Source organism: Citrobacter sp. CK198, assembly GCF_030333295.1.
GTDB lineage: Bacteria > Pseudomonadota > Gammaproteobacteria > Enterobacterales > Enterobacteriaceae > Citrobacter_B > Citrobacter_B koseri.
The window spans coordinates 31,917-45,353 of record NZ_JAOWGE010000025.1; the positions used below are offsets into that span (position 1 = coordinate 31,917).

Annotated in this window: 13 protein-coding genes; 4 read left to right on the top strand and 9 right to left on the bottom strand. The window is 56.0% G+C overall.

Translation table 11 applies throughout. The annotated features are described in order from the left end of the window. Window positions 1-22 precede the first annotated feature (22 nt). The 8 genes from corA to lptM all read right to left on the bottom strand — a co-directional run bounded on the left by corA (window position 23) and on the right by lptM (window position 7,083). Entirely contained in the window at window positions 23-973 is a 951-nt protein-coding gene (gene corA / locus OGY62_RS04515; protein ID WP_012131160.1) for a magnesium/cobalt transporter CorA, read from the bottom strand. A gap of 154 nt (window positions 974-1,127) precedes the next feature. Further along, entirely contained in the window at window positions 1,128-1,184 is a 57-nt protein-coding gene (ysgD, locus tag OGY62_RS04520; RefSeq protein WP_213164972.1) for a YsgD/CorL family protein, read from the bottom strand. Between the two features lie 266 nt (window positions 1,185-1,450). Further along, window positions 1,451-3,613, bottom strand: coding sequence for a DNA helicase II (gene uvrD / locus OGY62_RS04525; protein ID WP_286459187.1), 2,163 nt, complete (start codon window positions 3,611-3,613; stop codon window positions 1,451-1,453). A gap of 86 nt (window positions 3,614-3,699) precedes the next feature. Next, window positions 3,700-4,416: a 5-amino-6-(5-phospho-D-ribitylamino)uracil phosphatase YigB gene (yigB, locus tag OGY62_RS04530; RefSeq protein ID WP_012131157.1), complete on the bottom strand. Its 717-nt coding sequence runs from the start codon at window positions 4,414-4,416 to the stop codon at window positions 3,700-3,702. Further along, window positions 4,416-5,318 (bottom strand): tyrosine recombinase XerC, encoded by a 903-nt coding sequence (gene xerC / locus OGY62_RS04535; protein ID WP_286459189.1) that lies wholly within the window; start codon window positions 5,316-5,318, stop codon window positions 4,416-4,418. The genes yigB and xerC overlap by 1 nt, the downstream gene beginning before the upstream one ends. Then, the gene (locus OGY62_RS04540) at window positions 5,315-6,022 is read right to left on the bottom strand and encodes a DUF484 domain-containing protein (protein WP_012131155.1); all 708 of its coding nucleotides are present in this window, start codon (window positions 6,020-6,022) and stop codon (window positions 5,315-5,317) included. The genes xerC and OGY62_RS04540 overlap by 4 nt, the downstream gene beginning before the upstream one ends. Then, on the bottom strand, window positions 6,019-6,843 hold the full coding sequence (gene dapF, locus OGY62_RS04545; protein ID WP_024130100.1) for a diaminopimelate epimerase: 825 nt from the start codon (window positions 6,841-6,843) through the stop codon (window positions 6,019-6,021). Before dapF ends, OGY62_RS04540 begins: the two co-directional genes overlap by 4 nt. Window positions 6,844-6,879: 36 nt before the next feature. Next, the gene (gene lptM / locus OGY62_RS04550) at window positions 6,880-7,083 is read right to left on the bottom strand and encodes an LPS translocon maturation chaperone LptM (protein ID WP_012131153.1); all 204 of its coding nucleotides are present in this window, start codon (window positions 7,081-7,083) and stop codon (window positions 6,880-6,882) included. Between the two features lie 138 nt (window positions 7,084-7,221). Here lptM and cyaY point away from each other — a divergent pair, with 138 nt between their 5' ends. Then, on the top strand, window positions 7,222-7,542 hold the full coding sequence (gene cyaY / locus OGY62_RS04555; protein WP_047459992.1) for an iron donor protein CyaY: 321 nt from the start codon (window positions 7,222-7,224) through the stop codon (window positions 7,540-7,542). 79 nt (window positions 7,543-7,621) lie between these two features. On the opposite strand, the gene cyaA is transcribed toward cyaY, so the two are convergent. Next, complete coding sequence (gene cyaA, locus OGY62_RS04560; protein WP_071258135.1) at window positions 7,622-10,168, bottom strand: class I adenylate cyclase; 2,547 nt, start codon at window positions 10,166-10,168, stop codon at window positions 7,622-7,624. Between the two features lie 387 nt (window positions 10,169-10,555). Here cyaA and hemC point away from each other — a divergent pair, with 387 nt between their 5' ends. The 3 genes from hemC to hemX are packed head-to-tail and all read left to right on the top strand — an operon-like array spanning window position 10,556 to window position 13,437. Then, the gene (hemC, locus tag OGY62_RS04565; protein WP_024130099.1) at window positions 10,556-11,497 is read left to right on the top strand and encodes a hydroxymethylbilane synthase; all 942 of its coding nucleotides are present in this window, start codon (window positions 10,556-10,558) and stop codon (window positions 11,495-11,497) included. After that, window positions 11,494-12,234, top strand: a complete 741-nt coding sequence (hemD, locus tag OGY62_RS04570; protein WP_115626152.1) for a uroporphyrinogen-III synthase — start codon at window positions 11,494-11,496, stop codon at window positions 12,232-12,234. The genes hemC and hemD overlap by 4 nt, the downstream gene beginning before the upstream one ends. Before the next feature lie 21 nt (window positions 12,235-12,255). Beyond that, on the top strand, window positions 12,256-13,437 hold the full coding sequence (gene hemX, locus OGY62_RS04575) for a uroporphyrinogen-III C-methyltransferase (protein ID WP_115626151.1): 1,182 nt from the start codon (window positions 12,256-12,258) through the stop codon (window positions 13,435-13,437).

Sequence of the window (13,437 nt, forward strand, 5' to 3'; positions counted from 1 at the left end):
CGACGCGCCACCGGGCGCAATATTACAGCCAGTTCTTACGCTTGAAGTACAAATACGGCGCCAGACCCGCAAGGATCATAAAGATAATCGCGCCAGGGTAACCAAAGCTCCACTTCAGCTCCGGCATAAACTCAAAGTTCATCCCATAGCTGGACGCCACCAGCGTCGGCGGCAGGAACACTACAGATACCACCGAGAAGATCTTGATAATGCGGTTCTGCTCGATGTTGATGAAGCCCATCGCCGCCTGCATCAGGAAGTTCACCTTCTGGAACAGGGATTCGTTGTGCGGCAGCAGGGACTCGATATCGCGCAGGATCTCACGCGCCTGCTCCAGTTGCCCCCCCGGAAGACGCGCCTTGCGTACCAGGAAGTTAAGCGCGCGCTGGGTATCCATCAGACATAAGCGAACTTTCCAGCCGATATCTTCCAGCTCTGCCAGCGTGGAGAGCGCTTCGTCATATTCATCGCCCTGATGCCCTTCCATGATCACGCGGCTCAGTTCTTCCAGATCGCTGTAGATGTTTTCAATTTCATCCGCCAGCTGTTCGATTTTGGTTTCAAACAGGTCGAGCAGTAATTCATAGGCATTGCCGTCCACCATCGCCTGGTTACGGGCGCGCATACGGTACAAGCGGAAAGCGGGCAGTTCACGTTCACGCAGCGTAAACAGGCGGCCATCGCGAATGGTGAATGCCACCGTGGAGTTACCGGCGTGGTCTTCCGCATCTTCGAAAAAGAAAAAGGAGTGGATGTGCAGCCCGTCTTCGTCTTCAAAGAAACGCGCGGATGCTTCGATGTCTTCCAGTTCAGGACGTGTCGCCAGGCTTTGGCCCAGTTCAGATTGTACGCGCAGTCGCTCGTCGTCGTCCGGTTCGACCAGGTCGACCCATACGGCATCAATCAGGGTTTGTGACTCTTCGACTTCCAGCCGGGTCAGTCGATTATTTTCCAGTTGAAATGCGCTCAGCATGACCGGGACTCCCAATGCTTAAAAATATCGGACAGTTCGGGTGGGCACACAGAAACAAATTGGGTTTCAGACCATTAAACAGCCTGACTCAGCGCGACGGGAAAAAGAGAAGGTCGCTGACAACCGCTAAGGCTATCAGCAAAAAGGGATAGCCTTAGGAGTTGATCCTGAATGACAGGATAATGAGCCAGCATCTACTGGGTGTGTCCAAGGCGAATGTCCTCTTAGCGTAATCGTGCGCGCATGTTACGCCAGCAAAAATTTGACGTCAACACGCAACGAAACGCGAAAAAGTAATAATTTCCCCTTATGCAAAAATGTTAGCAGAGGGGAGTTATTTATCTATGATATTCAGAATATTAACCGACAGATAGCCGGATGGCGGCTTCGCCTTATCCGGCCTACAAATCAAAATGTTACCCGGTCTGTAGGCCGGATAAGACGCGCCAGCGTCGCCATCCGGCAAAGCCAAACCGATTAAACCGTTTCCAGTCTGGCGTAGGCCGCTACCAGCCATTTGATCCCCTGCCCCTGGAATGCGACCTGTAACCGGCTGTGTTCACCGCTGCCTTCCAGGTTGACGATCGTGCCCTCACCGAATTTCGGGTGACGCACGCGCTGTCCCAGCTTGTACCCGGTGTCGTTTTCCGCCATCGGGGTTCCCATCCGCTGGTGATTCACCGGACGGCTGACCGTGGCGCGCAGCCGCACTTCTTCCACGCAGTCTTCCGGCAATTCGCCGATAAAGCGCGACGGGCGGTGGTAGACCTCTTTGCCATACAGACGGCGGGTTTCCGCATAGGTCAACGTCAGCTTCTGCATCGCGCGGGTTACGCCGACGTAGGCCAGGCGACGCTCTTCTTCAAGGCGCCCGCCTTCATCCAGCGACATCTGGCTGGGGAACATCCCCTCTTCCATGCCGACGATGAACACCTGCGGAAACTCCAGCCCTTTCGCCGAGTGCAAGGTCATCAGTTGAACCGCATCCTGCCACGTATCCGCCTGCCCTTCGCCCGCTTCCAGCGCGGCGTGAGAGAGAAACGCCTGCAACGGCATCAGGTCTTCATCTTCTTCGTTGTAGCTGAACTGGCGCGTCGCCGTCACCAGTTCTTCTAAGTTCTCAATACGCGTCTGGCCTTTCTCGCCTTTTTCCTGCTCGTACATCATGCGCAGACCCGAGTCTTTAATCACCCGATCGGTCTGAACATGCAGCGGCATATCTGCCGTCTCCTGCGCCAGCGCGTCAATTAGCTCGATAAAGCGTTGCAGGGCGCTTGCGGCGCGGCCAGCCAGCGCTTTCTCCTGCAACAGCTCGCGGCACGCCTGCCACAAGGTTAACTGACGGTCGCGCGAGGTCTGGCGCACAACGTCCAGCGTGCGATCGCCAATACCGCGCGTCGGGGTATTCACCACGCGCTCAAACGCCGCATCATCATTACGATTGGCGATCAGGCGCAGATAGGAGAGCGCATCTTTAATTTCCTGACGTTCGAAGAAGCGCATACCGCCATAAATACGGTACGGCATACTGGCCTGCAACAGCGCCTCTTCCAGCACGCGCGACTGGGCGTTGCTGCGATAGAGAATGGCGCACTGTTCCAGCGCCCCGCCGTTGTCCTGCCAGGTTTTGATGCGGTTAACGATAAAACGCGCCTCATCCAGCTCATTAAACGCGCAATACAGTGAAATCGGCTCACCATCAATGCCATCGGTCCACAGCTTTTTCCCCAGACGGCCATTGTTGTTTTCAATCAGGGTATTCGCCGCACTGAGGATGTTGCTGGTCGAGCGGTAATTCTGTTCCAGACGAATGGTTTCCGCGCCCGGGAAATCCTTGAGGAAACGCTGGATGTTCTCTACCTGCGCTCCACGCCAGCCGTAAATAGACTGGTCATCATCGCCGACGATCATCACTTTGCCGGTATCGCCTGCCAGCAGACGGATCCACGCGTACTGGATGTTGTTGGTATCCTGGAATTCGTCCACCAGGATATTGGTAAAACGTTCGCGGTAGTGCTGAAGGATATGCGGCTTGTTGAGCCACAGTTCATGCGCGCGCAGCAGCAGTTCGGCAAAGTCCACCAGCCCTGCGCGATCGCACGCTTCCTGATAGGCCTGGTAAACCTTCTGCCAGGTCTGCTCCACCGGGTTGCCGTAGCTCTGAATATGGTGCGGACGCAGACCTTCGTCTTTCTGGCTGTTGATGTACCACATTGCCTGACGCGGCGGCCACTGCTTCTCGTCAAGGTTCATCGCTTTAATAAGGCGCTTGAGCAGGCGCAGTTGATCTTCGCTGTCGAGGATCTGGAAATCCTGCGGCAGGTTGGCGTCCATATGGTGCGCGCGCAGCAGACGGTGCGCCAGACCGTGGAAGGTGCCGACCCACATCCCGCCCTGCGTGGTTCCCATTAACTGACCGATACGGTGGCGCATTTCCGCCGCCGCCTTATTGGTGAAGGTAACGGCCATAATGGAATAGGGTGAATTATTCTCTACGCTCAGCAGCCAGGCGATACGGTGCACCAGCACGCGGGTTTTGCCGCTCCCCGCTCCCGCCAGCACCAGCATGTTGCTACGTGGCGCAGCCACCGCTTCGCGCTGTTTATCATTAAGGCTTTCGAGCAGGTAAGAAACGTCCATTGGCACCGCCGCGTAAAAGTGTGTTGGGCGGATAAGCGCAGCGCCATCCGCCAAAAAGCTGGGTATATATACAATACTGCTGGTGATTATATCAGCGAGGTCAAAGATGCCAACCGTGAAATTTCGATATGCGGCAGTAAACGGCTGTCAGTGGTCTGCATCAGGTCGGCATTTTCTGGTTTGATCCAGCAGGCCTGCATTCCACAGCGGATCGCCCCGGCGACATCGGTCGTCAGATCGTCGCCGACGTGGAGGATCTCGCCGATCGGCATGTTGAGCTTCTCCGCCGCCAGAGAGTACATGTCGCTGAACGGTTTAGAACGCCCGTCCGGGCCTGCGCGCAGCACAAATTCGAAGTAATCGCCCAGCCCAAACAGTTCCGGCTGCGCATTGCCGTTAGTAATGGCCACCAGCGGCCATTTTTTTGCAAGCCGCTTCAGCGTGTCATGCGTCACTTGTGGAACATCGATACGGCTGCGCCACTTTGCGAAATTGATCATCGCGGCGTTCGCCCCCGCCATTGCCTCTTCCGCCGACAGGCCTGCTTCCAGCATGGCGCGCTCCACGGCGCGATGACGCCATCGCGTCACATCATGATAAATTTCCGGCTCTGCTTCGCGTACCGCCTGACGCAGGCGATACAGGTCGGCATTCTGCAATGTACGCAGCGCAGGATGGTAGTTTTGCACAAAGGTGAGCGCTTCCTGCTCGGTGCGCAGGATAACCGGACGGTTATCATAAAGGGTGTCATCCAGATCGAACGTGAGTGCTGAGATGTGTCCCAAAGGCCGGTAAAAACGCATTATTTCCCCCGTTTGGCGCGTGGATGCGCCGCATCGTACACCGAGGCCAGGTGTTGAAAATCAAGATGAGTATAGATTTGCGTGGTAGACAAATTGGCATGGCCTAACAGCTCCTGCACGCCGCGCAGGTCGCCGCTCGACTCCAGCATATGGGTCGCGAACGAGTGACGCAGTTTATGCGGATGGACATGGCTGTTCAGCCCTTGCTTAATGCCCCACTCCGCAAACCGTTTTTGTACATTGCGCGCGGAGATCCGTTTCCCGAGCTTCGAGAGAAACAGCGCATCGTCATCGCTGCCGAACAGGCCGCGCAGATCCAGCCAATGCTCAATCCACGCCACCGCATTGCGGCCAATGGGCAGACGCCGTTCTTTGCTGCCCTTCCCCATCACCCACACTTCGCCCGTATCGAGATCGAGGTGTTTGATGTCTAACCCCACCAGTTCAGACAAACGCAACCCCGCGCCGTACATCACCTCCAGCATCGCCCGATCGCGCACGGCAAGCGGATCGTTAAGGTCGATATCCAGCAGTCGGTTAATATCATCCACGTCGATATTTTTCGGCAGGTGGCGAGGCGCTTTCGGCGCAGAGACGCCTTTCGCCGGGTTGGCGTTGAGTTCGCCCTGGCTCACCCGCCAGTCAAAGAAACTGCGTAAAGCAGAGAGGCGCAACGCCAGGCTGGCGGGCCCTAACCCTTTACGGCGGCTGCGTACCGCGAAAGCGCGCACCATCGCAGCGTCACATTGTTGCCAGCTTTGCAGACCGGTTTCTCCGGCTAAAGCGATAATGGCATCAAGCTGACGCTGATAGTTCAGTAGCGTGATGGGGCTAAGTTGCCGTTCTACGCCCAGGTAACGCAAGAAGCGCGCAACGTCCTGAGAAAGCGATAATTCGGTCATACACGTTCAATCCAGCGCTCCAGCAGTTCCGGCAACATCAAGGCGATTTCTTGCAGTAACTGTGTCCCCTGCCCCTGCTGGTAATGATGCACATCGCGGCTACTGAAGAGTATGACCCCCAGATCGCCATCGCGCCCCAGCATCGACATCGCCACCGAGCCAATCGCTTTGGCTTCAGGCAGCACCACCAGCAGTTCCGGGCCATTCAATGGGCCAAGATAGTGTTGCGCCTGCCCCAGACGCTGGATACGCAGCGGTTCAAAGGCCTGACGGCTTAACGCCAGATGGGTATGATTCGACGGCGCGCCGAGTCGCCAGCGATCGGGAAACAGCCGGATGGTCGCGCCCGCCAGCCCCAGCTCCCGCGCCCAGCGATGAAAACGCATCAGCATTTCATCCAGGCTACTGGCGGAAACCAGCCGTCCCTGCAAATGCAGCAGACGGTAGAACAGGCTTTCGTTGGCATTCGCCTGTTCCATTAGCAGCGTCATGTTCTCTTCAAGAACATGGATATGATTCCGGGCGCGGGCCATGTGCCACTCAACAAGCGACACCGTCCCCCGCACGGGATGAGGAACGCGCATCGCCTCAACGGCGCGCGCATTACGGATAAAAAACTCAGGGTTACGCAGTAGATAATCGACGACCGCCCGGTCGTCCAGTTCCATCTGTGTTTCCTGTAGTTCTTCCCCTGGTTGCTTCATAGATGAATAAATCCGTCGTAGACATGTGCCGCCGGGCCAGTCATATACAACGGATGACCCGGGCCTTTCCAGGCGATATCAAGGCGACCGCCAGGTAATTCCACGCGTACTTCTTCTGCCAGCAAACCCTGCTGAATGCCCACCGCAACGGCGGCGCATGCGCCGCTGCCGCAGGCCTGAGTTTCTCCTGCCCCACGTTCATAAACGCGTAATCGGATATGCTCGCGCTTCACAACCTGCATAAACCCAATATTCGCTCGTTCTGGAAAACGTTCATGGCTTTCCAGAACCGGTCCCAGCGTTTCGACTGCCGCCGTGTCGATATTATCGACCTGAATCACGCAGTGCGGGTTCCCCATTGAAACCACGCCGCACAATATTGTCTGCTCGGCCGCTCGCATAATATAGGTCTTTTCCGCTTTGTTGGCGCGAAAAGGAACCTGCGCGGGTTCAAAGTTTGGCTCACCCATGTTCACCCGCACCAGCTCATCATCAGTGACGCTCAGCACCATCCGGCCATTGGCCGTGCTGACGCGGATATCGCGCTTATTGGTCAGCCCTTTCAGACGCACAAACCGCGCAAAGCAGCGGGCGCCGTTACCGCACTGCGACACTTCGCTGCCATCGGCGTTGAAGATGCGGTAATGAAAATCCAGTTCAGGATCGTAAGGAGGCTCGACAACCAGAAGCTGGTCGAACCCCACGCCCAGATGCCTGTCTGACAGGCGGCGGATCAACTCCGGCGAGAAAAAGACATTCTGCGTTACCGCGTCGACGACCATAAAATCGTTGCCAAGGCCATGCATTTTAGAGAATTGCATCATTCACTCCATTTACGCGGGGACAGAAACGTACCGTCAATAGTTCACCTGAGAAGGGCCGTCTCCCGTAGCGCGATCGTTTTGATCGGGCGTCGTCGATTGGATTTGCGAATCAACCTCATGCGTCGGCGGCGGCGCGTTTTTGTCAGCAGGTGGAAAATAGAGCGGGCCTTTCAGACCGCAGCCGGTCAGGCTGAACAGAGTGAGAAGTACAGCGAGTGCCTGAAACACATTTTTCATTATGGATTGCCTGTAAGTTCATGCTTTCTGTTTTCTATCATCGCAGGAGAAGACGTAAAAGCAAGAGTTGGCTGAAAACTGCATCATGAATTCTTCCAGGTTATACTGCCGCCATCACGTAAAAAACGGGAAACAACAATGAACGACAGTGAATTTCATCGCCTCGCAGACACCCTGTGGATGACCATTGAAGAACGTCTGGACGACTGGGACGGCGACAGCGATATCGACTGCGAAATCAACGGCGGCGTGCTAACCATTACCTTTGAAAATGGCAGCAAAATCATCATCAACCGTCAGGAGCCACTGCACCAGGTATGGCTGGCGACCAAACAGGGCGGCTACCATTTTGACCTGAAAGGCGACGAATGGATTTGCGATCGCAGCGGCGAAACCTTCTGGGATCTGCTGGAGCAGGCCGCGACACAACAGGCTGGAGAAGCGGTGAGCTTCCGCTAAGTTTTATTGCCGGATGGCGCTGCGCTTATCCGGCCTACGTATCTCGCGTCATTTGTAACACCGCCATCCGGCATCATGTTCACGAGAAATACTGCTGTAACAGCGGCGCGTCGTTGTCCTGGTTTGCCGGTGGCACGGCGCTGATGGGCTGGGTACGGAACGGAATGACCTGCTCGCGACCGTCGGTATTCACAATCTGGTAGAACTGCGGCAGGTTGAAGTTGATGAAGCTGGAGCCGTAGGTGAAGCGATCGTGCGACGACGAATAAAAGCGGCTCACGTCGCGTACCAGCTCTTCTTTGCTGCCTTCGCAGTGGTGATACACTTCCGCCCGGTTACTCTCGTCCAGAATATAAATATTAAAGCCTTTCTCATCGCCGGTTTCTTCAAAGAAGAACTGGATGATCCCTTCGCTGGCGAACCCATCCACCACCGACGGTAATTTCACATGGTTGGTCTCAACCTGAACGGAAAGTCCGTGAAGTTTGTTGTGCGAAATCGCGCCGTAAAACTCAATGGCGTTTTCCAGTTTCTGCACCGAAACATTCAGGCGCTCGAAGAACAGCCCCCAGGTTTGGCCCGAAACGCGCAGCGCTTTAAAACGTCCGGTTTCCTGACGGGTGCTGGAGAGGCGCAGTTCAATGCACTCGGAGACCAGTTGCTGTACGCGGGTGCGGATCAGGCCGCGCAGATGCTGGCTATAGCAGAACACTTCCACGCTGTCCGGCGGCGCGGCATCCTGGTGCATTTTGCCGAGAATCGTTTTCAGCGCTTCAATCATCGCCTGTTCGCCGTTGAAGTGCAGGGTACGCACTTCGTTCCACGAGTTGCGATACAACAGGTCGACACTGCCGACCAGGCAGTTTTGCTCTTCGCCAAAGCTGAAGACATCCAGCTTACGGAAATCGAAATGCACCACCTGATTGCGGAACGCCGCCGTCGGGTCATATTCAAGGTTAACGATGATCGCCAGATGGCGAATTTCACACGGACTGTAGAGCGCTTTCGGCGTTGGCGCAGGCAAACGCAGCGGGAAATGGTGCGACACATCGGCCACCATCTCCTGCAACTTAGGCAGGTCCACAATGCCGTTGCCCTTAATAAAAAGGTGGGTACGCGACGTCAGCAAACCGTTAAACCAGGCCCACGCCACCAGTTTGTTCAGGTAGCGGTTATATTCCAGCGGCTGATGGCTGATGATCGAATCCATGTTCGGCGCACGGTTGTAGAGATACCAGCCAGAACGGTTGGCCCGGCCCGGCGGCACATGGATAAAGGTCAGGTTCGGTTCGGAGAGATCCGGTGAAATCTGCGGGTTCACCAGCGTCACTTTGCCCGGCAGGGCTTCAAATGCGGCATACAGTTTACGCGTCAGCACGCCAATATCCTGCGGGCTGGCGCTAACGCTGAGATTGTTACGGCGGGCAAAACGGATCAGATTACGATAGCTCTGCATCATGGCGTCGAGCAGTTCGTTATGCGCTTCGCGTACCTGATCGATCTTCCAGTTCGCCCGGTTATCGAGCATTGTCAGACGGGCGTCGTCCCATCCCCATTCGTTCACTAACTGACTTAACACTTCACGACGCCAGCCAACGCAGGCGCGTTCGCGGCTCAGTTTCTCACACACTTTTAAGTAGAAACATCGACGGACTAAATCAAGACGCGTCGGATCTTCGATAGCCGTAAGGTATTCGGTCACGCGTTCCAGCATCATGCAATACGGGTCGAGACCAAACGAAACGATCTCGCCGTCATGCAGGCGCTGTTTAATGTCTTTCGCCAACAGGCGCGGATTGGGATATTCCCAGGAGTAGGCTTCCAGCAGCAGCGTTTTCAGCACCGCTTTGTACGGGGAATCAATACTCTTGTACAACTGCCAGAGGCTGGCGCCAAAGTACTCTTCGGCGGAGAGTGAGCTTAATCCGCCCAGGTCCAGCCATTCGTTTGGCGTGAGGACACCCTGCGCGTAAAGCGTCATGACGTAGTCGTCGTAATGCTCTTCTTCGTCGCACGGCACCATATTCCACAGAATACGCTTACCAGCCAGACGCACAGCGGTGCGATAAAATTCGTCGAGCAGCAGGATGTGCTGCGTCGAGCCGCAGTCTTCCCCCCCCAGACTGCCGCTTTCATTATGGCGGAAACGGTTTTCGTCGATCAGGAAGAAGCTGACTTCCACGCCCAGCGAAGCGGCCCAGCTTTCCAGCAGGCTGCATTTACGTTGCAGCAACTGGCGCTCTTCGCTATCAAGCCAGGACTGGTGGCAGACCCAGATATCCAGGTCAGAAGAACAGCTTTGCCCTACTGAAGATGTACTGCCCATTGAGTACACGCCGGTGATCGGCAGCTCGCCTTTCGGCGGGTCCTGCGTGGACATACCCCGGTACAGTTCAAGTTCATTCAGGTAGTGGCGTTGGGTTTCATCAGGCGTGTAAAAGCATATGCCCTTGGGAACGTTACCGTCGAGGTAACCCGGCATCAGCGGATTATGGTAGTGCAATAATGTCGGCAGCAGACTGTATACCTGCTGGAAGGCAGGGCCCATGGCAGCAAGCGCGCGATCCACACGCAATTGATTGATGGCATCCAGTCTCTGTTTCAAAGTCTCAATATAGAGGTACAAGACGTATCGCCTGATGTTGCTACCCGTCATGCGTCTGATTGCCATCGCGAGTGCGGACAACCAAACCATTCGGGATAAACCGTATGTCAAAAATAACCGTTACCTTTTTCATCCTTCTCCCCATTAAGGGGTAAAGACGAAAAAATGGTCTAAAACGTGATCAATTTAACACCTTGCTCATTGACCGTAAAGAAAGATGCACTACATACAAGTGTAGCACCGTTAGCTACGTGTAAATTCCTTAATACGGTCAGGCGGTTTCTCGTCATTATTCACTGCCAGTCGCGACGCCGCGCCTGATCCTCTTACTCACCTTTGACCGTAACACTGACATCCCACTTGTAAGGATGTTAGGATGGTCCACGGACGATAATGACGGTAACAAGCATGTTAGACAATGTTTTAAGAATTGCCACACGCCAAAGCCCCCTTGCGCTCTGGCAGGCACATTATGTCAAAGACGCGTTGATAGCACAGCATCCGGGACTGGTCGTGGAACTGGTGCCGATGGTGACGCGCGGCGACGTGATTCTGGACACCCCTCTGGCAAAAGTGGGCGGTAAGGGCTTGTTTGTAAAAGAGCTGGAAGTCGCGCTGCTGGAAAAGCGCGCCGATATCGCCGTGCATTCGATGAAAGATGTGCCGGTAGAATTCCCGCAAGGGCTTGGCCTGGTCACGATTTGCGAACGCGAAGATCCACGCGATGCTTTCGTCTCGAACCAATACAACAATCTGGATGAACTGCCCGCAGGCAGCATCGTCGGCACATCAAGTTTGCGTCGCCAGTGCCAGTTGGCCGAGCGTCGCCCGGATCTCGTCATCCGCTCGCTGCGCGGCAACGTCGGCACACGCCTGAGCAAGCTCGATAACGGTGATTATGACGCAATTATCCTGGCGGTTGCCGGGTTAAAACGGTTAGGTCTGACGTCGCGTATTCGCACCGCGCTGCCTCCCGAAATCTCTCTCCCTGCCGTAGGGCAAGGCGCAGTGGGCATTGAATGCCGACTGGATGACGCACGTACTCAGGCGCTGTTAGCGCCGCTGAACCATGAAGAAACCGCGCTACGTGTAAAAGCCGAACGCGCCATGAACACCCGCCTGGAAGGGGGCTGTCAGGTGCCGATTGGCAGCTATGCTGAAATCATTGATGGTGAAGTCTGGCTACGTGCGCTGGTTGGCGCGCCTGACGGTTCGCAGATGATTCGCGGAGAACGTCGCGGATTGCCGCAGGACGCCGCGCAAATGGGCATTTCCCTGGCGGAAGAGCTGCTGGCAAACGGCGCCCGCGCGATTCTGACCGAGGTTTATAACGGAGAAGCGCCCGCATGAGTATTCTGGTCACCCGCCCGTCTCCCTCCGGGGAAGAGTTAGTGAGCCGTCTGCGCACACTGGGGCAGGTGGCCTGGAGTTTTCCGCTTATTGAGTTTACGCCGGGCCGGGAACTGGCAACGCTTGCCGATCGCCTGGCGGCGCTCACGGACAACGATCTGGTGTTCGCCCTCTCGCAACACGCCGTCGCCTTTGCCCACGCCCAACTGCAACAGCAGGAGCTGGACTGGCCTGTGCAACCACGCTACTTCGCCATCGGGCGCACAACGGCGCTGGCGCTGCATACCGTTAACGGATGCGATATTCGCTATCCTCTGGATCGGGAAATCAGCGAAGTCTTGCTACAATTACCTGAATTACAAAATATTGCGGGAAAACGAGCGCTTATTTTACGGGGCAACGGCGGGCGTGAACTGTTAGGCAAAACCCTCACAGAACGTGGCGCTGAAGTCACCTTTTGTGAATGTTATCAACGCAGTGCAAAACATTACGATGGCGCGGAAGAGGCGATGCGCTGGCACTCTCGCGGCGTGACGACGATTGTTGTCACCAGCGGCGAAATGCTGCAACAGCTCTGGTCGCTGATCCCGCAGTGGTATCGTGAGCACTGGTTACTACGCTGTCGGCTGCTGGTCGTCAGTGAGCGTCTGGCGCACCTCGCCCGGGAACTGGGCTGGCAAGATATTAAGGTCGCTGATAACGCCGACAACGATGCGCTACTGCGCGCATTACAATAACTCTCATAATGGGATGCCATAATGACGGAACAAGAAAAATCCTCCGCCGTGGTTGAAGAGACCAGGGAGGCCGTGGAAACCACGCCGCAGCCAGTCAATGCAGAAAAGAAGAGTAAGAACGGCGCCGCGCTGGTATTGAGTGCGGTGGCAATCGCCATTGCCCTGGCGGCGGGCGTTGGTCTGTATGGCTGGGGAAAGCAGCAGGCCGTTAAACAAACGGCCACCAGCGATGCGCTGGTTAACCAACTTACGGCGCTGCAAAAAGCCCAGGAAAGCCAAAAAGCGGAGCTGGAAAGCATTATCAAACAGCAGGCGACGCAACTGGATGATGCAAATCGCCAACAGGCCGCGCTGGCGAAACAGCTGGATGAAGTGCAACAGAAAGTCGCGACGATCTCCGGCAGCGATGCCAAAACCTGGCTGCTGGCGCAATCTGATTTTCTGGTCAAACTCGCCGGACGTAAATTGTGGAGCGATCAGGATGTCACCACCGCTGCGGCGCTGCTCAAAAGCGCGGATGCCAGCCTGGCGGACATGAACGACCCCAGTCTGATCGCCGCGCGCCGCGCCATTACCGATGATATTGCCAGCCTGTCGGCGGTGGCGCAGGTGGACTACGACGGCATTATCCTCAAAGTGAACCAGCTCTCTAACCAGATTGATAACCTGCGTCTGGCCGATAATGACACCGACGATTCGCCAATGGACTCCGACAGCAGCGAGCTGTCCAGCTCGATCAGCGAATGGCGCGTTAACCTGCAAAAAAGCTGGCAGAACTTTATGGACAGCTTTATTACTATTCGCCGTCGTGATGACACCGCCGTCCCGCTGCTGGCACCGAACCAGGACGTTTACTTACGTGAAAACATCCGCTCCCGCCTGTTAGTGGCGGCGCAAGCCGTGCCGCGTCATCAGGAAGAGACTTACCGTCAGGCGCTGGATAATGTCTCCACCTGGGTACGCGCGTACTACGACACCGACGACGCAACGACCAAAGCGTTTCTTGATGACGTGGATAAACTGAGTCAACAGAGCATCACGATGGACGTGCCGGAGACGTTACAGAGCCAGCCGATTCTTGAGAAACTGATGCAGACTCGCGTGCGTAACCTGCTGGCGCAGCCGGCGGCGGCCACGACCGAAGCGGCTCAGGCCCCTGCTCCGCAGGCAGAAGCACCGGCAGCCGCGCCGCAAGGAGAATAA